At 71.0% G+C, this 22318-nt stretch carries 24 protein-coding genes; 21 read left to right on the forward strand and 3 right to left on the reverse strand.

Annotated elements, in window-relative coordinates; translation table 11 throughout:
• Positions 1-558 precede the first annotated feature (558 nt).
• The 14 genes from OOT46_RS23565 (at position 559) to OOT46_RS23630 (ending at position 13114) form a co-directional block, all read left to right on the forward strand.
• Positions 559-1092, forward strand: coding sequence for a GNAT family N-acetyltransferase (locus OOT46_RS23565; protein WP_265406071.1), 534 nt, complete (start codon positions 559-561; stop codon positions 1090-1092).
• Between the two features lie 17 nt (positions 1093-1109).
• On the forward strand, positions 1110-2198 hold the full coding sequence (sctU, locus tag OOT46_RS23570; protein ID WP_265406072.1) for a type III secretion system export apparatus subunit SctU: 1089 nt from the start codon (positions 1110-1112) through the stop codon (positions 2196-2198).
• 18 nt (positions 2199-2216) lie between these two features.
• A complete protein-coding gene (sctV, locus tag OOT46_RS23575) occupies positions 2217-4271 on the forward strand; it encodes a type III secretion system export apparatus subunit SctV (protein WP_265406073.1) in 2055 nt (684 codons plus the stop codon).
• On the forward strand, positions 4271-4936 hold the full coding sequence (locus OOT46_RS23580) for a type III secretion HpaP family protein (RefSeq protein WP_265406074.1): 666 nt from the start codon (positions 4271-4273) through the stop codon (positions 4934-4936). Before sctV ends, OOT46_RS23580 begins: the two co-directional genes overlap by 1 nt.
• Positions 4933-5976, forward strand: a complete 1044-nt coding sequence (locus tag OOT46_RS23585) for a FliM/FliN family flagellar motor switch protein (protein ID WP_265406075.1) — start codon at positions 4933-4935, stop codon at positions 5974-5976. Before OOT46_RS23580 ends, OOT46_RS23585 begins: the two co-directional genes overlap by 4 nt.
• Complete coding sequence (gene sctR / locus OOT46_RS23590; protein WP_265406076.1) at positions 5954-6619, forward strand: type III secretion system export apparatus subunit SctR; 666 nt, start codon at positions 5954-5956, stop codon at positions 6617-6619. Before OOT46_RS23585 ends, sctR begins: the two co-directional genes overlap by 23 nt.
• A gap of 8 nt (positions 6620-6627) precedes the next feature.
• Positions 6628-6888, forward strand: a complete 261-nt coding sequence (gene sctS / locus OOT46_RS23595) for a type III secretion system export apparatus subunit SctS (protein ID WP_265406077.1) — start codon at positions 6628-6630, stop codon at positions 6886-6888.
• A gap of 8 nt (positions 6889-6896) precedes the next feature.
• Positions 6897-7817 (forward strand): hypothetical protein, encoded by a 921-nt coding sequence (locus OOT46_RS23600; protein ID WP_265406078.1) that lies wholly within the window; start codon positions 6897-6899, stop codon positions 7815-7817.
• Between the two features lie 84 nt (positions 7818-7901).
• Positions 7902-8357 carry a CesT family type III secretion system chaperone gene (locus OOT46_RS23605; RefSeq protein WP_265406079.1) on the forward strand — a complete coding sequence of 152 codons (456 nt, stop codon included), beginning with the start codon at positions 7902-7904 and terminating at the stop codon, positions 8355-8357.
• A 151-nt stretch (positions 8358-8508) separates the two neighbouring features.
• A complete protein-coding gene (locus tag OOT46_RS23610) occupies positions 8509-11757 on the forward strand; it encodes a hypothetical protein (RefSeq protein ID WP_265406080.1) in 3249 nt (1082 codons plus the stop codon).
• A 247-nt stretch (positions 11758-12004) separates the two neighbouring features.
• The gene (locus OOT46_RS23615) at positions 12005-12232 is read left to right on the forward strand and encodes a hypothetical protein (RefSeq protein ID WP_265406081.1); all 228 of its coding nucleotides are present in this window, start codon (positions 12005-12007) and stop codon (positions 12230-12232) included.
• A gap of 25 nt (positions 12233-12257) precedes the next feature.
• Complete coding sequence (locus tag OOT46_RS23620; protein WP_265406082.1) at positions 12258-12560, forward strand: hypothetical protein; 303 nt, start codon at positions 12258-12260, stop codon at positions 12558-12560.
• Between the two features lie 110 nt (positions 12561-12670).
• Positions 12671-12856, forward strand: coding sequence for a hypothetical protein (locus tag OOT46_RS23625; RefSeq protein ID WP_265406083.1), 186 nt, complete (start codon positions 12671-12673; stop codon positions 12854-12856).
• A 30-nt stretch (positions 12857-12886) separates the two neighbouring features.
• Positions 12887-13114 (forward strand): hypothetical protein, encoded by a 228-nt coding sequence (locus OOT46_RS23630; protein ID WP_265406084.1) that lies wholly within the window; start codon positions 12887-12889, stop codon positions 13112-13114.
• Positions 13115-13149: 35 nt separating this feature from the next.
• Here the strand turns inward: OOT46_RS23630 and OOT46_RS23635 are convergent, their stop codons facing one another.
• Positions 13150-14073: an NAD(P)/FAD-dependent oxidoreductase gene (locus OOT46_RS23635; RefSeq protein WP_265406085.1), complete on the reverse strand. Its 924-nt coding sequence runs from the start codon at positions 14071-14073 to the stop codon at positions 13150-13152.
• Positions 14074-14180: 107 nt separating this feature from the next.
• On the opposite strand from OOT46_RS23635, the gene OOT46_RS23640 reads away from it, so the two are divergent.
• The 6 genes from OOT46_RS23640 (at position 14181) to OOT46_RS23665 (ending at position 19763) form a co-directional block, all read left to right on the forward strand.
• Complete coding sequence (locus tag OOT46_RS23640; RefSeq protein WP_265406086.1) at positions 14181-15071, forward strand: cyanophycinase; 891 nt, start codon at positions 14181-14183, stop codon at positions 15069-15071.
• A gap of 92 nt (positions 15072-15163) precedes the next feature.
• Positions 15164-16135 (forward strand): SDR family oxidoreductase, encoded by a 972-nt coding sequence (locus OOT46_RS23645; protein WP_265406087.1) that lies wholly within the window; start codon positions 15164-15166, stop codon positions 16133-16135.
• A gap of 48 nt (positions 16136-16183) precedes the next feature.
• The gene (locus OOT46_RS23650; RefSeq protein ID WP_265406088.1) at positions 16184-17239 is read left to right on the forward strand and encodes an alpha/beta fold hydrolase; all 1056 of its coding nucleotides are present in this window, start codon (positions 16184-16186) and stop codon (positions 17237-17239) included.
• Positions 17240-17377: 138 nt separating this feature from the next.
• Positions 17378-18130: a c-type cytochrome gene (locus tag OOT46_RS23655; RefSeq protein WP_265406089.1), complete on the forward strand. Its 753-nt coding sequence runs from the start codon at positions 17378-17380 to the stop codon at positions 18128-18130.
• 9 nt (positions 18131-18139) lie between these two features.
• Complete coding sequence (locus OOT46_RS23660; RefSeq protein WP_265406090.1) at positions 18140-19423, forward strand: c-type cytochrome; 1284 nt, start codon at positions 18140-18142, stop codon at positions 19421-19423.
• Positions 19424-19514: 91 nt separating this feature from the next.
• The gene (locus OOT46_RS23665; protein ID WP_265406091.1) at positions 19515-19763 is read left to right on the forward strand and encodes a hypothetical protein; all 249 of its coding nucleotides are present in this window, start codon (positions 19515-19517) and stop codon (positions 19761-19763) included.
• Positions 19764-19786: 23 nt separating this feature from the next.
• Here OOT46_RS23665 and OOT46_RS23670 read toward each other — a convergent pair whose 3' ends face one another.
• Entirely contained in the window at positions 19787-19912 is a 126-nt protein-coding gene (locus OOT46_RS23670; protein ID WP_265406092.1) for a hypothetical protein, read from the reverse strand.
• Positions 19913-20068: 156 nt separating this feature from the next.
• Here OOT46_RS23670 and OOT46_RS23675 point away from each other — a divergent pair, with 156 nt between their 5' ends.
• Positions 20069-21268, forward strand: a complete 1200-nt coding sequence (locus OOT46_RS23675) for an AGE family epimerase/isomerase (protein ID WP_265406093.1) — start codon at positions 20069-20071, stop codon at positions 21266-21268.
• A gap of 24 nt (positions 21269-21292) precedes the next feature.
• On the opposite strand, the gene OOT46_RS23680 is transcribed toward OOT46_RS23675, so the two are convergent.
• Positions 21293-22309: an STAS-like domain-containing protein gene (locus OOT46_RS23680; protein WP_265406094.1), complete on the reverse strand. Its 1017-nt coding sequence runs from the start codon at positions 22307-22309 to the stop codon at positions 21293-21295.
• Positions 22310-22318: the final 9 nt, after the last annotated feature.

A 22318-nucleotide genomic window follows, 5' to 3' on the forward strand; every position in this document is an offset into this window, starting at 1 on the left:
TGTTGGTGTTGGTGTTGGTGTTGGTGTTTCGGGCCCCGTGTGGGGCGGCTAGGAGCGCAGGGGTTGGGAGGTTGCCCCGCCCGCAGGGCGGGGTCGGCGAGCACTGTCCGAGGTCCGTTTGAAGGGTGCGAAGCGCCCTTCAAAAAGGCCGAGTTGCGCAGCCGCCTCCCAACCCCGAGCACCGCAGCGGACCCTCCTCGCGCAGCGAGGAGGGCGCCCCACTCGGGGTCGCCTTTCTTTGCCTACTTTCTTTGGCGAGGCAAAGAAAGTAGGTGCGCTGCCGGGCGCACATCCCGGCATCGCCCGCAGGGCGCGCCTGCGCCAGCAGGCTTCAATGCAACGAACACAACCCCCCCCAGAAACAGAAACAGACACAGACACAAGCCAAAGCACACCTCGCCCCTTCGCCCCTCCGCAGTCCATTTGCCCCCCACCCCACCACCCCCTCCCCCCGCTCTACCTTCTGCTGCATCGGCCACCCGGGCGCATCCTGCCCCGTCCAGCCATCGAAGTCGAAGGGAGAACTGCGTGCAAACGATGTGGGCAGAACGAGGCGCTGTGACAACGGCAGAGCTGCGCATCGACGCGGCAGGTCCGGCCGATGTGCAGGACATCGCCGCGATCTACAACAGCACGCTGCCGCCGGCGCCTGCAGGTATCGCGATCCCCGGCATGCCGCGCCGCATGGGGCTGGAGGAAGCACAAGGCTGGCTGCGCCTGCATGAGCTGTCCCACCGGCCGCTGTGGGTGGCGCGCAGCGCCGGCCAGGCGATCGCCTGGCTCAGCCACCTCGGCTACTTCGACCGGCCCGGCTGCGAGGCCACCGCCGAACTGGCCGTCTATGTCGCGCGCGGCTGGCAAGGCTGCGGCATCGGCCGTCAGCTGGTCGAGCGCGCCGTCGCGCATGCGCTCGACGGCGGCTACGAACGCCTGCTCGCACAGATCTGGAGCGACAACCACGCCAGCCTCGCGCTCTTCTCCAAGGCCGGCTTCCTGCCCTGGGGACGCTTGCCCGGTGCCGTGCGCATCGGCGCGCGGCGCTGCGACATGGTCATCCTCGGCATGGAGCTGCGCCGCGACGGCGCCGCCTGACAGGAAGGACCCCGGCCATGTCCGGCGAAAAGACCGAAGAGCCAACCCAGAAGAAGCTCGACGACGCACGCAAGAAGGGCCAGAACGCCAAGAGCCAGGACGTCAACGCGGCCGCCGGCCTGTTCGCCCTCACGGTCTGCCTCACGGCCGCCGCCTCGATGTCGGGACAGCACCTGGTCGCGCTGTTCACCCTCGCGACCGGGCCGGCCCTGACCGTTGGCGACAACCAGCAAATGCACGCGCTCGCGATGGCGATGCTGCGCGAGGCCGGACTGCTGGTGCTGCCCTACCTCGCCGTGTCGGTCGCCATGGGACTGGTGGCCTCCTTCGCGCAGGTCGGCTTCAACCTCAGCTTCGAGCCGCTGACGCCCAACTTCGACAAGGTCAATCCCGGATCCGGCATCAAGAAGCTGTTCTCGGTACGTTCCATCATCGACTTCCTCAAGATGGTGCTCAAGGCGGTCGCCCTGGCTGCCGTCGTCTGGGTCATCGTGATGGACCTGCTGCCGCTCCTGATCGGCGCCAGCGTGCAAAGCCCGGCCGGTATCGCCGCGGTCGCCTGGACCGCGCTGCTCAAGCTGCTGGGCGCGGCGGTGGTCGTCTTCATCGTGATCGGGCCGGTCGACTTCGGCATCCAGAAGTGGCTGTTCAAGCGCGACCAGAAGATGTCCAAGGACGAGGTCAAGCGCGAATTCAAGGAGATGGACGGCGACCCGCTCATCAAGGGCCAGCGCCGCCAGCTCGCCCACGAGCTGCTCAACTCCGACCCGAAGGCCCGGGTGCCGACCGCCTCCGTGGTCGTTACCAACCCGACCCACTACGCCGTGGCGCTGCGCTACGACCCGCGCGAGACGCCGCTGCCCATCGTGGTCGCCAAGGGCGCCGATGAGCAGGCCGCGCGCATCCGCGCCCTGGCCGAGCAACACGGCGTGCCCATCGTCGGCAACCCGCCGCTGGCGCGCGCGCTGTTCCGCGTCGGGCTCGACGATCCGATTCCCGAAGCCCTGTTCGAGGCGGTCGCGGCGGTGCTGCGCTGGGTCGCCCTGATCGAGGAAATCGGCCGCAGCGGCGGCAGCCTGCTGGCGCCGCGCCCCGAGTCCCCCTGACCTGACGAGAAGATCCCCATGGCCTTGAGACTCAATTCCACCATCGGCAACGACATCTCCATGGCGGTGCTGGTCGTCGCGATCGTGGCGCTGATGGTGCTGCCGCTGCCTACCCTCGCGATCGACAGCCTGCTGGCCTTCAACATGGCCGTCAGCGTGCTGCTCCTGATGACCTCGCTGTTCATCCCCAACGCGGTGGCGCTGTCGTCCTTCCCGTCGCTGCTGCTGTTCACCACGCTGTTCCGGCTCTCGCTCAACATCGCCTCGACCAAGGCCATCCTGCTGCACGCCGACGCCGGCCACGTGATCGAAAGCTTCGGCGAGCTGGTGGTGGGCGGCAACCTGGTGGTGGGCATCGTCGTGTTCATCATCATCACGGTGGTGCAGTTCATCGTGATCTCCAAGGGCTCGGAGCGCGTCGCCGAGGTCGGCGCCCGCTTCACGCTGGACGCGATGCCCGGCAAGCAGATGAGCATCGACGCCGACCTGCGCGCCGGCATCCTCACCGCCGACGAGGCCAAGCGCAAGCGCGCGATGCTGGCGATGGAAAGCCAGATGCACGGCGGCATGGACGGCGCGATGAAGTTCGTCAAGGGCGATGCGATCGCCGGCCTCATCATCACCCTGATCAACATCCTGGCCGGCATCGTCGTCGGCGTGATGTACCACGGCATGTCGGCCGGCGACGCGGCCAATCGCTTTGCGGTGCTGTCCATCGGCGACGCGATGGTCTCGCAGATCCCCTCGCTGTTCATCTGCGTGGCCGCCGGCGTGCTGATCACGCGGGTGGCCGACGAACACGAGAAGAAGCCGCGCTCGCTGGGGCAGGAAATCATCAGCCAGCTGACCACCAATGCCCGCGCGATGTACCTCGCCGCCGCGCTGGTGGTGGGCTTCGCCGCGGTACCCGGCTTTCCCGTGATTCCCTTCCTGGGACTCGCCGCTGGTCTGGGCTTCGCCGCCTGGGTGCTCGCGAAAAAGCGCCGCAGCGCCGAGGTGGCCGTGATCTCCAAGCCCATCACCGCGCTGCAGCGCGAGGGCGGCAAGGGCGAGCCGCCCTCCATCCTGCAGCAGGCGCCCCACATCGCCAAGCCGCTGGGCATCCGCATGTCGCAGCAGCTCGCGGTGCTGCTCGAAGCCGACCAGCTCGACGAGGCCCTGGCGCGTGAGCGGCAGCGCCTGCAGGCACTGCTGGGCCTGCCCTTCCCCGGCATCTCGATGTGGGTGGCGCAGGAGCTCGAGGCGCTGAGCTTCGACGTGCTCCTCAATGACGTCCCGGTGTGCTCGGTCGCGGTGCCGGGGCGCCTGCTGTGGCTCAGCGACGCGCAGTCGCCGCTGGCGGCAAAGGCGCAGCGCCACGCCCCGCTGATGGGCCAGGCCGAGTCGCTCTGGCTGCCGCCCGAGGCCGTGCCCGAGGACCAGCGCGCGATCTGCCTGGGGCTGGAGCAGGTGATCGCGCGCCAGGTGATGACGGTGCTGCGTTTCCATGCCCACCTCTTCATGGGCGTGCAGGAGGTGCAGTGGGTGATCGACCGCGCGATGCCCGATTACCCCGGCCTGGTCGCCGAGGCGCAGAAGATCCTGCCGCTGCAGCGCATTGCCGAGGTGCTGCGCCGCCTGCTGGAGGAGCAGGTGCCGATCCGCAACCTGCGCAGCATCCTGGAAAGCCTGATCGCCTGGGGCCCCAAGGAAAAGGACATGCTGCTGCTGACCGAATACGTGCGCGGCGACCTGGGCCGCTACCTCGCCTTCGAGGCCGCCGCGGGACAGGGCCATGTGGCTGCCATCCTGCTCGATCCGAACCTGGAGCAGGCGATCCGCCAGTGCATCAAGCCGACCCCGGCCGGCAACTACCTGGCGATGCCGCCCGACGCGGTGCAGGCCATCACCGACAAGGTGGCCGAGATCGCCGGCACCGAGGCGCGCCAGGGCGTTGCCCTGGTGACCTCGATGGACATCCGCCGCTATGTCAAGAAGATGATCGAGGCGCGGCTGCACTGGCTGCGCGTCTATTCCTACCAGGAACTCAGCAGCCTGGTGGAGCTGCGGCCGATCGGCCGGGTGAGTGCGTGATGAGCGACCGGGACTTGCGCCGCCCGCGCCGCATCATCGCGGGCCCGGAGTTGCCGCCGGTCCCGCCTGCGGCGCCCTTGCCGCAACAGGCCGAACGTTTCCAGCGCAACCTGTCGCAAGGCCGGCGCGGCGAAACAGCGCCACCGCGCGGGCCCGCCCTGCCTACGGGCGCGTCCGCGGCCCCAGCGCTCAAGGCCCCGGCGGGCGAGGCGCGGCCCACCCCACCCGCCGCTGCGCCTCGCACGCAGCTGGAGCCGGCGCCCACGTTCGAACCGGTGGAGGCCGGCGAAGCGGTGGAGAACGCTGCCGGCACGGCATGGAGCGAGGAGCCGCCGGCCGCCGAGCCGCCTTCCGACCTGCCGCCCGGCCGGGACCGCCCCGCCGCGCTGCCCGCGTGGGAAACCGAGCTGGCCCAGCTGGTCGCGACGCTGTGCCGCAAGGCCGACCCGGCCTTCGAGAACTGGAGCGTGATGGTGCCGCTGAACCCGGCGGTCCTGCCCCACACCGAACTGCGCCTGAGCCTTTCGCCGCTGCGGCTGTCGCTTCGGTTCCAGAGCGCCTCGACCGAGTCGACCCGCCTAGTCTTGACCCACACGCCGCAGCTGCGGCGCCTGCTGGAGCCGGCCCTGCCGACACCGCGCGAGATCGAGATCGACGTCCTATGAACCGCGACCCTCTCCCCGCCGCCGATTGTCAGCCGCTGGCCCGCCGCCTGCGCCGCGTGAGCCGCGAACAGGCGCGGGTCTCGAGGCTGGCCTTCGATACACGCATCCAGCAGGGCCTGGCCGCCTGCGCCGGCCAGCCGTGGCTGGGCGTCGCCTCGCACCTGCCGATCGCCGATGCGGCGCTGCTGGAGATCGAGACCGCCGAGGGCCGGCTGCAGCTGGAGATCGACAGCGCGGCCAGCCCGGCCCTGCAGCTGGCGCTGGCCCTGCCCGAGGACCAGCTCGCCTGCGAGGTCGCCGGCTTGGTGCTCGCGCCGCTGCTGCAGGGGCTGGAGGGGGCGGTCACCGGCCTGCGCGTGCTGGGCCGCCAGCTCGGCGCGGGCCGTGCGCCGTCCGGCACCGGCCGCTATGAGCAGGCCACGGTGGTCACGCCGACGACCAAGGTCGCGGTGCGCGACGTCGACGACAAGCTGGCGCGCCACCTGCGTGGCCTCTGGTGCACGCCGCGCGCCGGCACCTTGGCCGCCTGGGCCGGCTTGCGGCTGCGTCCACGGCTGCAGCTGACGGAGCGATTGCTGCCTTGCGGTGTGCTGGACCAGCTGGACCAGGGCGACATCGTCCTGACCGGCTCGTCGGGCGCGCCGCTCACCTATCGATGGATCACAGGAATGGGCATCACGATGCAGGCCGAAGCCGAACTGGACCTCAAGCAACAGAAGTTCACCGTGGCGCAGCCGCCGCGGCTGCAGTCCGACGCGCCGCCGGACGGCGACGGCGAAGTCCGGTCGCTGGACCGCCTGCAGGACCTGCAGGTGCCGGTGGCCTTCGAAATCGATACCGCGCGCATCAGCCTCGCCGAGCTAGCGAGCATCCGCCCGGGTTATGTCATCGAGCTCGATGCGCCCTTGCAGCAGGCCGCGGTGCGCCTGGTCTGCCACGGCCAGACCGTGGGCTGCGGCCAGCTGGTGGCCATCGGCGACCAGCTGGGCGTGCGCATCACCCAGATGGAGGTCCGGCATGACGCCGCTGCCCAGCGCTGACCCGGTCTCGCTGTTCCTGGTGCTGGTGGCGCTGGCGGTGCTGCCCTTCGCGGCGATGGTGGTGACCTCCTACACCAAGATCGTCGTGGTGCTGGGCCTGCTGCGCAATGCCATCGGCGTGCAGCAGGTGCCGCCCAACATGGTGCTCAACGGCGTGGCGCTGATCATCTCCTGCTACGTGATGGCGCCGGTGCTGATGGAGGCCTCGCGCAGCATGGGGCTGGGCAGCCAGCAAGCCGGCGGCAATTCCAACGCCCAGCAGCTGCTGCACGCGGCCGACGCGGCGCGCGAGCCCTTCCGGCGTTTCCTCGACAAACATGCCGAGGAACGCGAGAAGCAGTTTTTCCTCAAGTCGGCCGCGCTGGTCTGGCCGGCCGAGGAGGCGCGCCAGCTGCAGAAGAACGACCTGCTGGTGCTGGCGCCGGCCTTCCTGCTCACCGAGCTGGTCGAGGCCTTCCGCATCGGCTTCCTGCTTTACCTGGCCTTCATCGTGGTGGACCTGGTGATTGCCAACGTGCTGCTCGCGATGGGCTTGTCGCAGGTCACGCCGACCAACGTCGCCATCCCCTTCAAGCTGCTGCTGTTCGTGGTGCTCGACGGCTGGCCCAAGCTGGTCCACGGGCTGGTGCTGACCTACCGCTGAGGGCCGCGATGTCCTACGACACCATCATCCAACTCACCTCCGAAGCGCTGATGATGTGCGTGCTGCTGTCGCTGCCGGCGGTGGCGATCTCGGCCATCGTCGGCCTGCTGGTGTCCTTCTTCCAGGCCATCACCTCGCTGCAGGACTCCAGCATCTCGCAGGGCATCAAGCTGCTCGCCGTCACGGTGGTGGTGTTCATCGCCGCGCCCTGGGCCGGTGCCACGCTGCTGCGCTTCTCGGAAAACATCCTGGAGACGCTGTTCCGATGAGCTCTTCGATGAAAACCAGCCAGGCTCGCGAGAGCGCCGCCGCCTTGCTGCGCCAGGAGCGCACCGAGCAGCGCGAGCGCAAGGCCAACGAGTCGCGGCATGAGCACGGCCAGTTCGGCGGCTATGTGTTCCGCCCGCTGCGATCGCGGCCCTCGTCGGTACAGCTGCCCTCGCTGCGCCGGCCGCCGCGTGCCGCCGGTCCGCGGCCGCGACCGCCGGCGAACCACGCGGCCCAGCACCACGACGAGCCGCTGACGCACGACCGCGACCCGAATGCCAATGCCTGGCTGCTGCAGGACGACAAGCCGCGCCGGGTGGCCGAGCAGGACGCGGGCTGCGGCAGCGGCGGAGACAGCGCCGGCGGCAACGACGAACACCGGCGCATGCTGGCGCGGGCGCAGGCCAACGCGATGCTGCAGCGCTCGGCCTGGCGCAGCCTGCCCGATCCGGCGCCCCCGGCGCAGGCCTTCCGGGCGGCGCTGCTCGGCGCGGCGCTGCCCGGTGCGGCCGCGCTGTTCGGGTCGCCGCCCGCTGCCGGCAGCAGCGGGCAACGCGAACTGCTGCAGGCGGTGATCTCCCTGGTGAGCGCGGCGGCGCGGCGGGAACCGACAGACGGCCCGGCGCCCGCGCTGGCCGGCACGATGATGGCGGCGGCCCAGGCCTTTCTTCAGCGTTGCAAAAGCGGTGAGCCGCTGAACCTGGGCCAGGTCAAGGAGGCTTTGCTGTCGGCGCAGCGGCAAGCGCCTTTGAAGGCGGGCCAGGGAGACAAGGCGCAGGATGCGAAGGTGCAGAACGCGCTGCTGTTGCTGCCGCTGCTGGTGCTCAACCTGTCGCGGCCGCGCACCGGCGACCAGCACGGCCTGGCCGTGGACCGCCTGCAGCTGATGCGCCAGTCCCAGGCCTTCGCGGCGGGCTGGCTGCGGGTATGAGCCTCGCCCGGCCGCCCGAAGGGGCTCGCACCGCAGTGCGTAGCACGGAGGTTACCCAATGAGCCTTGTTTCTGGAGCACTGGCGTGAACGTGCAGGTCTATGCCGACCTCGTCTATGAGCTGTGCCACGTCATCGGGCTGCCCGACGCCGACGAGGTGCTGCGCCGCGGCGCCATCGAGGTCGAGGGTTTCGAGGTGCTGCTGGGCTACTACGACTCGGACCCGCAGGCGATGTACCTGAACTTCCACTTCGGCATCGTCACCGCGGGCCGCAGCCTGCGCATCTTCCAGCTGTTGCTCGAATCCAACCTCACGGTCTATGCGCAGGACCAGGCCCAGCTCGGCCTCAACCCGGATACCGGCGGCGTGCTGCTGATCGTGCGCATTCCGCTCGGCCCGGAGGTCGACGGCCCCTGGCTGGCCGAGACCCTGACGCACTACACCGAGCACGGCCGCTACTGGCGCGACAACCTGCTCAATGCCAGCGACGAGATGTTCACCGGGCTGTGCGCGGGCGACTACTTCTGGCTCAAGGCCTGAGCCGTGCGCGTTCGCTTTGGACCGCCGCACTTCGCTGGCACGGCGTCCGCTTCGCCGTTCCGGGGGGCAGCACGCGCGCAGCCCCTTACGGTGGGGTCCGGCACCCACGTGCCAGCCCACCGCAACGCAAGCCCTGCAGGAAGGCGCCCCCATGAAGATCGGACCCTTGTCGTTCCGCACCCCGGCCAGTACGGCTGAGCGCAGCCGCACCGAACCCACCGCCGAGCCGGGCCAGAACGCGGTCGGTCGCGCAAGCACCCGCGCCGGCGAGGTGCTCGACGATCTGCAGCGCCGCGGCCCGACGAAGCTGCGCATCGCGCCTGGCCTGCCTTTCCACAGCCGCGCCAGCATCGGCCCCACGGCGCCTGACGTGCGCGGCCCGGCCCCCCCCGAGCCGGCGCCGACGGCCCCGAGCGGCCGTCGCCTGCCCGCTTCCCGGCTGGCGGGTCTGCAGCACAAGCTGGAGGGCGCGACAGCGGCGCTGACCGGGCCGCAGCACCCGCAAGCCGGCGCCTGGCGGCAGCCGGAAAGCGCCGACGCGATGCGCTCGCCGGCGGCCTGTCGCGAGGCCATGCGGCGCATGCTGGGTCCGGGGTCCGAATCCTTGGCCGACCGCCTGCTGCAGCCCCACATCGCATCGGCCGCTGGCGGTCCGCTGGCCTTCGAGGCGCCGCTGCTGCTCGCCTCCGCGCTGCACGCCGTCTGCCACCAGGACCACCGGCTCGCCGGTGCCGTGCTGGGCCGCCTGGACGGCAGCGACATCGGCGCCGCCAGCGCCGCCGAGACAGTGGCGATGAATCGGCTGCAGCGCACGCTGGCTGCGACACCGGCCGGCATGGACCTGCTGTGCCGGCTCGAACGGCGCCCGGCGGACCCGGTGCGCAACGAGGCCTACCAGGCCGCGCTGCAGATCTCGCACGCACTGCTCGCGCAAGGCCGTCACCCGGGCGGCACTGCCTCCTTGGAGGACTTCCGCCGCGTCGCCGCGGCCGACCCCGAATCGGCCCGCCGCATCGGCGAGCGCGACGACGCGCCGCACCGCCTCGCCAGCAAGGCGCTGCTCTACGCGCTGGCGATCGACAGCGGCGACATGCACGGCATCGACAGGACACATCGCGCCGCCTACGTGGCGTGGCGCAACGGTTTCACCGAAAGCGGCCCGGGCACCGACTTCAACAAGGCCACGCTCAGGTTGAGCCGCTTCTCGAAATACGCGGAGCGCGGCGAGCACGGAGTGGCCTCGCGCAGCCCGGCGCGTGTGCTGCAAGGCGTGGGGCGGGCCCTGGCCAAGCCCTTCGGCAAACAGCTCTCGCCCATGCAACACATGCGCGAAGGCGCGCACGGCGCGACGCTGGGCGAGCTGAAGGCCGAGAAGGCCGGCTTCGAGACCGGGCTGCGCGACGCGATCTCGCGCGTGCGCGTACCGCTGCACCGCGAGGCCCGGGCACTGCTCGCGCAAGCCGCCCGCAGCCCGGCGGAAGAAGCCCGCCTGACGCGCCTGGTCACCCGCATCGCGACCCTGGACCAGTGGAGCGAGGCTGGACGCAAGGGCATCAAGCCCGACGCTGCCGACGTGCAGCGCCGCGCGGCCGAGCTGTTTCCGCAACACGCGCTCGACGCGCAGGCCCTGAAACGGGAACTCAAGTCCAGCCCGAAGCTGCAGCTGCAGACCCTGCAGGACTGGGGCAGCGAGGTCCTGGACGAAGTCGGGCGCACCGCGTTCACGCAACAGGTGCAGCAGCTGCGCGAAGCGGCCGGTGGCTCACGCGCCCGGTCCAAGGTCTTCACGGTCGACGACATGCGCACCCTGGCACTGCAGCTGGTGCGGGGCAACGACATCGCGCGCTTCTCCGACGGCGGCACCAGCGGCATTTCGATCGCGCCGGCGTTCCAGCTCGCCACCGCCGCCGCGCCGACGGTGGGGCTAGGCCCGGACCTGAAGGCCGAGAAGGGCCGCCACGCGACCGTGCAGTTCGGCGTTTCTTCCGTCGGCGGCGAGGTCTTCGTCGGCATGGAAAAGCGCCGTGCCGCCCATGCCGGGGTCAACGCGACGCTGGGACTGGCGCTGGGCGAGAACGCGGGCGCGGGCTTCTCGGCCGGAGTCAAGCACGGCATCGAGACGGTGGCCGCCGAGGGCGTCGCCATCCGCACGCGCAAGGGCAGCGACGCTGCGTGGAAGGACAAGACAGCCGAGGTCGTGAACTTCCTGTTCGACCAGGTGCGCCCGCCCGAGGGGCAGGCCCGCCCGGCCGATCCCGCCGAGCTGTGGCAGCGTTTTGCGGACCGTTTCCATGCCGACCGGGACATCTCGCTCAACTGGGTCACGCAGGACGCCAAGACCCACAAGACCTCGGCGAGCGTGGGCGCCGGGGTGCGCGGGGGCCTCGGCAGCTGGCGCATCGGGCCGGCTGTGTCGGCCGGCGTGGAGCACAGCCGCATGAGCGCGGTGCGCGACGACGCTTCCGGGCAGTGGACCACCGCAGTCTCGTCCCAGGGCAGCCGCACCCAGCTCGCGTTGAACGCCAGCCTGGTCGGCACCGGCCCGCCGGTGCACCGCTTCAGCGACAGCACCGCGCAGCCGGCCGGCGGCGGCCTGTTCGCCGGCCAGGTGGCGGTGCAGTCGGCCTCGCTGCCGGGAGCGACACTGCTGGGAGTGGGCGTGGACATCAACTTCGGCGGCGAAAACGGTGCCGTGCGGCTGACCCAGGAGCAGGGCCGCATCCAGCCCGCGCTGAGCTTCCGGCAGCGCGAGTTCGTCAGCGCCGGCGACTTCGCGGCCTACCTCGAAACCCGGCGTCCCGAGTGGCAGGGCGTGCTGGGTGAACGCGACGACACCGGCGTGCTGACCGGAGGCCAGGCTGCCTTCGACGCTTTCCTGCGCGAGTTGCGCGCGCTGCCCGCGCCTGGCAACAAGAGCTTCATCGAGCGTCGCAGCCTGGAGCCCGAAGTCGCCGCGCGGGTGGACGCCTACAACGCGCGCGCCGCCACCTTGCGCGGCGCCGGCGACCTGATACGCAGCCGGGCCCCTCTCGACGAGGGCACACGCAGCGAGCTGCAAGCGCTGGAGAACGAGGTGCACCGCCTGCTGGCGGACGACGCCAGTTGGCGCCCGGCGCGGCTCTATGCCAGCGAGTCGAACAGCACGCTGAAGGAAAGCGGCATCGATTTCGTGCTCAAGCTCAACGGGCGTGGCGAGGCCAGCGCCAGCCGCGACCTGTTGTCGCTGCAAGCCCGGCACGAGCCAAGCACGCCGACGATCGCAGCGACGCCGGCCGCACCGGCCGCCCTGCCGTCCGCTCCGGCCGAGGGGTCGGACGACGCGCGCATCCGTGCCCAGGCCCGCACCGCAATGGAGGAGATCTTCGCCAGCGTCGAAGCACAGTGGCAGCCACCGAACTAGGGCCTGTCTGCAGACCAGGCCTGTCTACAGTGACAGTGCCTTGGCAACGATGCCCCTCGAGGCAGCAAGGCCTGGCGTCTCGATGACACGTATCGATTGCCCGCCGGTGTAACTCCTGCCGCTGCTGGCCTTGCCAGGATCGGGCCAGGCCCCCACGGGGGCGTGGCGTGCCGGCGCGGAGGGCGCGTTTTCCCTCAGAGGCACGCAGCTTGCAAGATTCCCAGGGTAGTTTGAGGAGTCCTCCACCATGCAAGCCTCCAAGCTCGACTGGATCCGCCGCTGCGCGGAACGTTTCCTCGACCAACACCCCCAACTGGAGACCGACCAGGCCATCCAGCTCGCGGCCTCGCTGTGGTGCGACGCCGACCTCTGGGGCAGCCCCGAGGAGGCGGCCGAGATCGAGATGGCCGTGTGGGAGGAGGACATCACGCCGCAGACCCTGGCCAGCCTTTTTCAACACGAGACGCGTCACTGACGCGGCCCGCCACCGGGAGATGTTCATGCAGTCCTCGTCCCGTCCCTCCACCCCACCGCAACGCAGCACCCGGGCCCCGGCCGAAGGGGTGCTGCCCGATCAGGACCTGAGCTACGACGCTGCCCCGGCCGACGCCGGCGGCGAGCCGCAAGAGCGCAGCCCGCGCGCCCCGGCCGAAGGCCGGCCCAAGGACACGGCGGCCCGCCACGCGGCGCCCGATTGCGAGGGCCGCCAGTGCGACGAAGCCGGCAGCGGCAACTCGCTGGGCGACGGCCGCACCGCCGGCGGCGGCTACAACGCCGACAAGCGCAAGCGCCTGTCGAGCTGAAGCGCGGCCCGGGCGCCCGCGCAAGGGCCACGCCGGGCGCGCCAGCATCTCCGATGTTCCGCGGCCGCCGCGCGCCGGCCGGCCGTTTCATTGCCAGCAAGGAGCCTCACATGCCCAATTCGACCCGTCCCTCCGGCCCCGGACAACCCCGCAAGGAAGCACTAGACCGTGTTGAAGAGCGCGAAGGCATCGACGAAGGGGTGCGCGAACTCGGCGAGGGCGCACTGCCGCCGGCCCACCAGACGCCGCCGCGCCGCAGCTTCACGAAGGACTCCGAGCAAACCAAGGCTCGCTGAGCCCCCAGCCTGCACCGACGGGAGCACGACATGCAGACCACCAACAAGCTTTCCTGGATAGAACGCTGTGCCGAGTGCCTGCTGAGCCGAAGACCCGAGCTCGACGTGGACCAGGCGGTCGAGCTGGCGGTCGAGTTGTGGGAGCAGGACGACGAGGGCACAGCGCCCGAACTGATCGCGGCCCAGGCCGCCGACCGGGTGCCGCGGCGCTCGCTGGGCCTGTCGCGCCGCCGGGTGCCGCGCACGCCGGTGCATTGAGGCAGTCGGCCTGACCGGGCCCGCCCCCGGCCCCCTCAGTCGGCCGGCCGTCCGGCTGGCAGGCTGTTGTGGATCGCCGACGCGGCAATGGCTGCCTGGCCCCCCGCCACCACCAGCTGGTCCAGGCTGCTGACCACGTCGCCCGCTGCATAGAGGCCGGCGACGCTGGTGCACTGGTGGCGGTCCACCGTCAGACAACCAGCGGCATCCCGCGCCGCTCCCACCTGGGCGGCCAGTTCGGCGCGCACCCGCGTGCCGAGCGCGGCGTACAGCACGTCAAAGGCGAACGCGCCGCCGTCGGCGGCGAACACCGTCGCCGCGCCCTCGATCGTGTCCGCCACCTTCGCGAAGGGACCGCACGCCAGCTTCACCTGGTTCTCGCGCAGCTGGCGCCGCCCTGCCTCGTCCGGCTCATCCTGGGGCGAGAGGCACAGCAGGCTGACCTCGGCGCTGTAGTTGCGGATGAAGACGGCCTCGCGCACCCCGTGCGCGCCGCTCCCCAACACACCGATGCGACGGCCGGTGAATTCCGTGCCGTCGCAGATCGGGCAGTAGCGCAGCAGGCCGCGCCCGCGCACCGCCTCGATGCCCTGCAGCTCGGGCTCGATGTCCTCCACGCCGGTGGCCAGCAGCACCGTGCGGCTGCGGATGTCGCGGCCGGCAGAGCGCGCCACGAAACAGCCGTCCTCGCCGGGCGCCTGCAGCTGCTCGATGCGCCGGGGCTCGACGGCGCCGCCGCAGCCGTCGAGTTGCTCGCGCAGCCGCTGCAGCAGCTCGACACCGACGACGCCGTCGGGAAAGCCGGGATAGTTGTGCGTCTTCGGGATGCGCAGCGCGCGACTGGCGCCGGCGTCCACGATGCAGATCCGTCGGTGGAAGCGGCGCAGGTAGATGCCGGCCACCAGGCCGGCCGGGCCGGCGCCGACGATCAGGCAGTCGTAGGGCTGATGGTCTGGCATGGCAAGACTCCTTGCGCCGGCTGTTCGCAAGCTGCGTGCCTTGCGGTCTGGAGGGACGGATCGGCGTTTGCTTGAGGGACAGGTCTCAGCCATCGACCAGGAGCACCATGAGCCCTCAGCAGGAGCCGCAAGCCCAAGCGTCCCACCCAGGCCGCCTCGTCATCATTGGCGGCGCGGAAGACCGTGAACAGGACAAGCCCATCCTCAAACGTTTCACCGAACTCGCCAGCGCCGGCGAGGGTTCGGTGCTGGTCATCACCGCCGCGAGCACCGAACCGGAGGAGATGTGGAAGACCTACCGCGACGCCTTCGGTGAACTCGGCGTGCGCCACTGCGAGCCCCTGCACATCCGTTCGCGGGACGAGGCCAACGACCCCGCGATGAGCGAGAAGATGCGCCAGGCTGGCGGTGTCTTCATGACCGGCGGCGACCAGAAGCGCCTGCTGTCCCTGATCGGCGGCACCGAGGTGTGCAAGACCATGCGCACCCGCTATGCCCAGGCCGGCCTCTGCGTCGCGGGCACCAGCGCCGGCGCCTCGGCCTTGAGCGAACACATGCTGACGATGACGGGCAGCGCGCATCCCGAAAGAGACCCGCCCTGCCTCGGGGTCGGGCTCGGCTTCATCGGCGACGCCGTCATCGACCAGCATTTCTCGGAGCGCGGGCGCCTCGGCCGGCTGCTCGCGGCCATCGCGCACAACCCCAAGCTGATCGGCGTCGGCATCGACGAGAACACCGCGCTGATCGTGCATGGCGGGCAGGGCATCGAAATCGTCGGCGAAGGCGGGGTCACGCTGATGGACGGACGCGACATGAGCTTCGATTTCCTGGAGACTGCGCAGGGTGACGTGATCCAGCTGGCCGACGTCCGGGTGCACGTGCTGCCGGCCGGCACGCGGCATGAGCTCAACCCCGAGGAGGGGACACAGCGTGCCGCGGGCCTGAACGTGCCGCCGCGCGTGCGCGACTTGGTGCGCGCGATCTGCAACGTGGTGTGACGCCGTTTTCATGCCGCAGGACGGGCAACTGGTCGCGACGGGCACGGGCTTTGCTTCGCCGCTTCGACCAGTCCCCACCAGGAGGTCAACAAATGCAAGAGCGTGATCTGCGCGGCGCCACGGTCGTCCTGACCGGCGCCTCCAGCGGCATCGGACGGGCCGCCGCCCTCGCCTTCGCCCGTGCGGGCGCCAACCTCGTGCTGGCCTCGCGCCGCGAGGCGGCCCTGCGCGAGGTCGCCAACGAGTGCATGCCGCTCGGCGTCGAGACCCTGGTCGTGCCGACCGACGTGACCGATGCGCACGCGATGCACGAGCTGGCCGAGGCCGCCTTCGCCCGCTTCGGCACCATCGACGTCTGGATCAACAATGCCGGCGTCGGCGCGGTCGGTCCTTTCACCGACACACCGGCCGAGGCCCACGAGCAGGTCATACGGACCAACCTGGTCGGCCATCTGAACGGCGCCCACGCGGTACTGCCCTACTTCAAGTCGCAGCGCCGTGGCGTGCTGATCAACACCATCTCGGTCGGCGGCTGGGCGCCGGCGCCCTACGCGGTCGCGTACACCGCGAGCAAGTTCGGCCTGCGCGGATTCTCCGAAGCGCTGCGCGGCGAGCTGAGTCACTGGCGGGACATCCATGTCTGCGACGTGTTCCCGGCCTTCATCGACACCCCGGGGCTGCTGCACGGCGCCAACTACATCGGCAAGCGGCTCAAGCCGCTGCCGCCGCTGTACGACCCGCAGTGGGTGGCCGACGCGATGGTGTCGCTGGGGCGCCGCCCGCGCAAGACGGTGACGGTGGGGGCCGCGGCCACGGCGATCCGCTTCGGCCACTTCATCGCGCCGGGCTTGACGACCTGGGTGATGGGCCGGCTCACCGAGGCCTACTTCCGGCGCGCCCAGCCGGTGCCTCGCACCCACGGCAACCTGTTCGAGCCACCCAGCCACGGCGGTGGCATCTACGGCGGCTTCCGCTCACCGGCGTTGCGCCGCGCGGTGCCGGCGGCGGGTGCGCTGCTGCTGGCGGGCACGGCTCTCGCGATCTACCTGCAGAAGCGGCGCTGAGTGCGCGGCCGGTCGCCGCCGGCACACCGAGACGAGACGGGAACATCCATGAGGGTCACGCCTTTCCATGCCCTGGACGAGTTGCGCCGTTTTGCCGGGCGTAGTTTCGACGCCGCCGGCTACGCGCCGCAGCAATGCGCCAGCGAGGTCCTGCTGCAGGAGCCCGGGCTGCGGCTGCGCCGCTACCGAAGCGACGAACAGGCGACTCGGTCGGGCGCACCGGCGCTGCTGATCGTGCCGGCGCCGATCAAGCGCCACTACATCTGGGACCTCGCGCCCCACTGCAGTGTGGTGCGGCATGCGCTGGGGCGTGGCTTCGACGTCTGGCTCGCCGAGTGGAGCGAGGCGCAGGACGACGATGGCCTGGAGCGTTATGTCGAGCGCATCGCGCTTTGCGCCGACACGGTGGCCCAGGCGGCCGGAGGCCCTCCCCATCTGACCGGCCATTCGCTGGGTGGCACGCTCGCCGCGCTGCATGCCCTGCGCCACCCCGACCAGCTCGCGTCGCTGGCGCTGATCGAGGCGCCCCTGCACTTCGGCCGCGACAGCGGCGCCTTCGCGCCCTGGCTCGAGCGCACGCCGAACGCGGCCGACATCGGCGCGGCCTTCGGCAGCGTTCCGGGCAGCCTGCTCAACCTGGCGGCCGTGCTGGCTTCGCCGCGCGAGTTCGTCTGGGACCGGCGCGCCGCCGGCGTGGCCGCGATGGCGCAGGGCGGCGAGACGCTGCGTGCCTTGCTGCTCGCGACCCGCTGGAGCCTGGACGAGCTGGCCCTGCCCGCGCGGCTGTTCGGTGAGGTGGTCGACGGGCTCTACCGCGAGGACCAGCTGATGCGCGGCGAGCTGGAGCTGCTGGGCCGGCGTGTCGTACCGGCAGACCTGAAGGCGCCGCTCGCGATGGTGGTGGACCCACGTGGCGAGGCGATTCCGGCCGCCTCGATGCTGCCCTTTCACGCCGCTGCCGGCAGTGCTGACAAGCTGCTGCTGGAGTACCGCGGCGATGCGGGCGTGCTGCTGCAGCACATCGGCGCCCTGGTCGGGGCCAACGCCCACCGCGAGCTGTGGCCCCGGCTGCTGGACTGGATGCAGGCGCGCAGCGGGGGCTGACCGGCGCGGACCGCCCTGCGTTCGGTCGCTCGGGTCCACGCGGCATGCACCGGCGTCCCGCAGTAACATCTCCGATTCAGCCCGGCACGCCCCGGGCCCCGGGGCGTGAAGTCCCGCCACCGAGCCAGCCCGACGACGATGCCAGCTTCCCGATCTCGACCTGTCGCCCGCCGGAGGGCGACGTGCCGATCGCTCCTCTCGCTCCTGCCCTGGCTCGCCGCCTCGGCCGCCTTCGCAGCACCGCCCGGGGCCGCGGCGCAACAGGCCGTCCCCGACACGATCGCGCAGCGTGTGGTGGCCTGCACCACCTGCCACGGCAAGGAAGGCCGGGCCACCAACCAGGGCTACTTCCCGCGCATCGCGGGCAAGCCGGCCGGCTATCTCTACCACCAGCTGCTCAATTTCCGCGACGGGCGGCGCCAGTACGCCCTGATGACCTATCTCGTCGAGCACCTCTCGGACGACTACCTGCAGGAGATGGCGCAGTACTTCGCCTCGCTGGACCTGCCCTACCCGCCGCCGCAGACCAGCGCCGCCGCACCGGGTGTGCTGGCGCGCGGTGAGGCGCTGGTGCGCCACGGTGACGCGGCGCGCGGCATCCCGGCCTGCGTCGCCTGCCACGGCAGCGCGCTGACGGGCGTCAAGCCGGCCATCCCGGGCCTGCTGGGGCTGCCACGTGACTACCTCAACGGCCAGCTGGGCGCCTGGAAGGCCGGCCAGCGCCGCGCCCATGCACCCGACTGCATGGCGAAGATCGCACGCGACCTGGCGCCCGAGGACATCGGCGCGGTATCGACCTGGCTGTCCTCGCAGCCCCTGCCTGCCGATCCCCATCCCGCCGAGCGCCTGCCGGCCGCCTTGCCGACGCCTTGCGGCGGCGTGCCGAACTGAGGAGCCGCGATGAAGGTTCTGCGCGGACTGCTGTTTCTGCTCCTGGTCGTGTTCGCGACCGCCCTGGCCCTGGTGCTGGTGCACCGCTTCAACCCGGAGCCGCTGGACGAGTCGCCAGCGCCGGCCGGCACGACCGGCGCGCAACTCGTCGAGCGCGGCGCCTACCTGGCGCGCGCCGGCAACTGCATCGCCTGCCACACCGCCCGCGGCGGTGCGGCCTACGCGGGCGGACGCGGCATCGAGACGCCCTTCGGCACCCTCTACGCCGGCAACCTAACGCCCGACCGGGACACCGGGCTGGGCGACTGGAGCGCGGCCGAGTTCTGGCGCGCGATGCACCACGGCCGCTCGAAGGACGGCCGCTTGCTCTACCCGGCCTTTCCCTATCCCAACTACACCAATGTCACGCGCGAAGACAGCGACGCGATCCACGCCTTCCTGCGCAGCCTGCCGGCCGTGCGGCAGGCCACCCCCGCCCACCAGCTGCGCTTTCCCTACGACAGCCAGCTGGCGCTGGCGGCCTGGCGGGTGCTGTTCTTCCGGCCGGCGAGCTTCGAGAGCGACCCGGCCCGCACGGCCGAGTGGAACCGCGGCGCCTACCTGGTGCGCGGCCTCGGCCATTGCAATGCCTGCCATGCGGCGCGCAACGTGTTCGGCGCCACCAGCGAATCGCTCGAACTCAGCGGCGGGCTGATCCCGATGCAGAACTGGTACGCCCCCTCGCTGAATGCCGCCGACGAGGCCGGCGTCGCGGGCTGGGACAGCGCCGATGTGGTGGCGCTGATGAAAACCGGCGTCTCGCGCCACGGCTCGGCGATGGGGCCGATGGCCGAGGTGGTCTACCGCAGCACCCAGCACCTGTCGGACGCCGACCTGCGTGCGGTCGCGGTGTTCCTGAAGGAGCTGCCGCAGGCCCGGCCCGAGCAGCGCGAGAGCGTGGCCGCCGATCCCGGTGTGCTGACCCGCGGCGGCAAGATCTACGAAACCCGCTGTGCCGAGTGCCACGGGGCTTCGGGCCAGGGTGCCGGCAAGGCCTACCCGGCGCTGGCCGGCAACCGGGCCGTGACGATGCGAACCCCGGCCAACCTGATCCAGGTGCTGCTCAACGGCGGCTTCGCGCCGTCGACCGCGGCCAACCCGCGGCCCTGGGGCATGCCGCCCTTCGTGCACGCGCTGGACGAGGCCGAGATCGCCTCGGTGCTGACCTATATCCGCCAGTCCTGGGGCCACCAGGCGGCACCGGTCTCGCAGCTCGACGTGCTGCAGTTCCGCGAGGGCCGCGGCCAGCCCTGAGCCGGCCGGCGGCGACCGGCAGGCACAGGCCTTGCCGACGTCGGAGGTCGGCAGCCGGCGAGCTGCGGACCGAACCGAGGAGCCGCTGCAGATGATCACCTTCGAGGGCATGCACATCCACGCGCTGCGGCGCGAGCGTTTTACCTATCGCGGCCACTACGAGGTCCATGACCGGCAGGCCGCGTGGCAGGCCTCGGTCTGGCACGGCGAGACGCTGGTGGACGAGCTGAGCGGTGCCGCACCCTTCGATTCGGCCGACATGGAGCCGGGCAAGGCGGTGCTTGCCCAGCTGCACTCGCGCATCGACGCGATGGACGAGAGCGAGGGACCGAGGCACTGAGCCGGTGCGGTCCGCCGGGGCGCTCAGGCAGCCGCGGCGCCGTACAGCACGTCCGAACGCAACACGTATTTGGTGCCGCTTTGCAGCGATCTGCCCTCGTGCCAGGTCTCGTGCACGAACAGCGAGGCCGAGCCCGCCCGGGGCGCCACCTTGAAGCCCCGAAAGCCGGTCTCGCCACCGCGCGATTGTGCGGGAGCGGCATCGGTGCGAGCGCGTGAACCGGTCTTTGTTTTTTATGTGAACATATCGACCCTGCCCCACCCACGCGCGGTCGTCATGCCGCCGCCCTTGCACCCCGAGCCGCCATGCCGCCTGCCTTGCCCGACTTCCACCGCCGACAGACCGTGCTGGACCACGTGCACGACATCCTGGCCTTCTACCACCCGCGCGCGCTCGACCCGAGCGGCGGCTTTTTCCACTTCTTCAAGGACGACGGCACGGTCTACGACGCGCACACGCGCCACCTGGTGAGCAGCACACGTTTCGTCTTCCTCTGGGCCATGGCCTCGCGCCACTTCGACGAGCCCGCCTACCGCCGGCACATGGAGCACGCGGTGCGTTTCCTGCGTGAGGCGCACCGCAACCGCGAGACCGGCGGCTACGCCTGGCAGCTGCGCTGGCAGGACGGCCGCGCCGAGGTGAGCGACGCGACCAATCACTGCTACGGCCTGGCCTTCGTGCTGCTGGCGTACGCGCACGCGGTGCAGGCCGGCATGGCCGAGGCCAAAGCGTGGCTGGACGAGACCTGGGAGCTGCTGGAACAACGTTTCTGGGAGCCGGCGCAGCAGCTGTATGCCGACGAGGCGACACCCGGCTGGCAGCTGCGGCCCTACCGCGGCCAGAACGCCAACATGCACGCCACCGAAGCCCTGCTCGCCGCCTACGAGGCCACCGGTGAGGTCCGCTACCTCGACCGCGCCGCGAGCGTGGCCGAGTCCATCGTGCAGCGCCAGGCCGGTAAGACCGGCGGGCTGGTCTGGGAGCACTACCGCGAGGACTGGAGCCCCGACTGGGACTACAACCGGCACGACCGCAGCAACATCTTCCGGCCCTGGGGCTTCCAGCCGGGGCACCTGACCGAGTGGGCCAAGCTGCTGCTGATCCTGGAGCGGCACCGGCCGCTGCCCTGGCTGCTGCCGCGCGCCGAAAGCCTGTTCGAGGCCGGCCTGCGCCACGCCTGGGACGACACCCACGGCGGCATCGTCTACGGCTTCGCGCCCGACTTCACGGTCTGCGACGACGACAAGTACCACTGGGTGCAGGCGGAGAGCCTGGCTGCCGCGGCCGTGCTGGGTGCACGCACCGGCAAGGCCCCGTACTGGGACTGGTACGACCGGCTCTGGGCCTACTGCTGGCGGCACTGGGTGGACCACGAGCACGGCGCGTGGTTTCGCATCCTCACACGCGAGCACCGCAAGCTCACCGACGCCAAGAGCCCGGCCGGCAAGGTGGACTACCACACCACCGGGGCGTGCTACGAGATCCTGAGGGCACTCAAGGGCTGAGCAGCGCGGGCGGGCCCGCCGCGATCAGGCGTGGGCGGCTTCGCGCACCGCCTGGGCCACCGCCGCGCTCATGTTGACCGGGCGCAGTGTGACGCCCGGGTGTTGCTGCGCGAACACGCGGAACAGCTCGTCGGCAAAGGCCTGGCCGATCGCCGGGATATCGGCGAAGTCCAGCTCCACCGTCTCGAAGCGCTCGAAGCGCGAGACGATACGCTTGGCCTGGGCACGCGACTCCAGGTCCTCGCCGGCCAGCCGGGCCAGCCGCATCGGCACCACGGTGCGCGCGAAGTCGGCACGGCTCGCTTCGCCGTAATGCTCCTCGTAGACCTGCGCCAAGGTGCGCGCGGTGTTGAGGGGCAGCGACATGAAGACCGTCGTGCCAGGGCGGTGCAAGGGGTTGGCCGACAGCCAGTCGCGGCGCTGCCAGTGCTGGTGCTGGAACACCAGGCCGTTGGCATACAGGTCGAACACGTCGAACAGGCGCGAGGTGAAAAACAGCCCGCGCCCGGTGTGGCGCTCGGGCTGGGTCGTGAGCTTGCCCTTGCTGAGCTCCAGCAGGGCCAGGCGCGGGTCGTCGATCGCAAAGGCGCTGCGGATGCGCTCGAAGGCGCCGCAGCCGTCGTCGCTCACCAGCAGGTGCAGGTGGGTGCGGTTCTGCCGCATCGACACCGTGACCTGGCGGCCCCCGCTGTGGTCGATGGCGTTGTTGAGCAGCTCGGTGAAGGCATGGTGGGCCAGGCCGGCCACGCCCGGCGGCAGGTCGAAGCAGGGCGTGAAGTCACGCTCCCACGGCGTCTGCTCGTCCAGACCGGCGATGGCGTAGCTGCGTGTCACCTCGCGCAAGGCGCCGGGCCGGTAGTGCGGCCGGCTGCGGCCCTCGCGCTGCAGCCAGCCGCTGTCGATCAGCTCGCGCAGGGCACGCGAGATGGTGCTGCGACCGACGCCGAAGCGCAGGCTGGCCTGCGCCGCGAGGTCGCGCGGGTGCAAGGTGGCCCCGGTGGTGATCCAGCGCTGGAGGTCGATGCGGTTGAGACGCTGCATGGCTTGCCG

Origin of the sequence: Aquabacterium sp. A7-Y, from assembly GCF_026153205.1 — a bacterium.
GTDB lineage: Bacteria > Pseudomonadota > Gammaproteobacteria > Burkholderiales > Burkholderiaceae_C > Caldimonas.

Coding starts and splice junctions, on each gene's coding strand:
- OOT46_RS23630 (WP_265406084.1), top strand. CDS start 12,887: ATGCAGACCACCAACAAGCTTTCCTGGATAGAACGCTGTGCCGAGTGC.
- OOT46_RS23580 (WP_265406074.1), top strand. CDS start 4,271: ATGAGCGACCGGGACTTGCGCCGCCCGCGCCGCATCATCGCGGGCCCG.
- OOT46_RS23665 (WP_265406091.1), top strand. CDS start 19,515: ATGATCACCTTCGAGGGCATGCACATCCACGCGCTGCGGCGCGAGCGT.
- OOT46_RS23620 (WP_265406082.1), top strand. CDS start 12,258: ATGCAGTCCTCGTCCCGTCCCTCCACCCCACCGCAACGCAGCACCCGG.
- OOT46_RS23585 (WP_265406075.1), top strand. CDS start 4,933: ATGAACCGCGACCCTCTCCCCGCCGCCGATTGTCAGCCGCTGGCCCGC.
- OOT46_RS23675 (WP_265406093.1), top strand. CDS start 20,069: ATGCCGCCTGCCTTGCCCGACTTCCACCGCCGACAGACCGTGCTGGAC.
- OOT46_RS23655 (WP_265406089.1), top strand. CDS start 17,378: ATGCCAGCTTCCCGATCTCGACCTGTCGCCCGCCGGAGGGCGACGTGC.
- OOT46_RS23635 (WP_265406085.1), bottom strand. CDS start 14,073: ATGCCAGACCATCAGCCCTACGACTGCCTGATCGTCGGCGCCGGCCCG.
- sctS (WP_265406077.1), top strand. CDS start 6,628: ATGTCCTACGACACCATCATCCAACTCACCTCCGAAGCGCTGATGATG.
- OOT46_RS23680 (WP_265406094.1), bottom strand. CDS start 22,309: ATGCAGCGTCTCAACCGCATCGACCTCCAGCGCTGGATCACCACCGGG.
- sctV (WP_265406073.1), top strand. CDS start 2,217: ATGGCCTTGAGACTCAATTCCACCATCGGCAACGACATCTCCATGGCG.
- OOT46_RS23640 (WP_265406086.1), top strand. CDS start 14,181: ATGAGCCCTCAGCAGGAGCCGCAAGCCCAAGCGTCCCACCCAGGCCGC.
- sctR (WP_265406076.1), top strand. CDS start 5,954: ATGACGCCGCTGCCCAGCGCTGACCCGGTCTCGCTGTTCCTGGTGCTG.
- OOT46_RS23610 (WP_265406080.1), top strand. CDS start 8,509: ATGAAGATCGGACCCTTGTCGTTCCGCACCCCGGCCAGTACGGCTGAG.
- OOT46_RS23650 (WP_265406088.1), top strand. CDS start 16,184: ATGAGGGTCACGCCTTTCCATGCCCTGGACGAGTTGCGCCGTTTTGCC.
- OOT46_RS23615 (WP_265406081.1), top strand. CDS start 12,005: ATGCAAGCCTCCAAGCTCGACTGGATCCGCCGCTGCGCGGAACGTTTC.
- OOT46_RS23600 (WP_265406078.1), top strand. CDS start 6,897: ATGAAAACCAGCCAGGCTCGCGAGAGCGCCGCCGCCTTGCTGCGCCAG.
- OOT46_RS23625 (WP_265406083.1), top strand. CDS start 12,671: ATGCCCAATTCGACCCGTCCCTCCGGCCCCGGACAACCCCGCAAGGAA.
- sctU (WP_265406072.1), top strand. CDS start 1,110: ATGTCCGGCGAAAAGACCGAAGAGCCAACCCAGAAGAAGCTCGACGAC.
- OOT46_RS23660 (WP_265406090.1), top strand. CDS start 18,140: ATGAAGGTTCTGCGCGGACTGCTGTTTCTGCTCCTGGTCGTGTTCGCG.
- OOT46_RS23645 (WP_265406087.1), top strand. CDS start 15,164: ATGCAAGAGCGTGATCTGCGCGGCGCCACGGTCGTCCTGACCGGCGCC.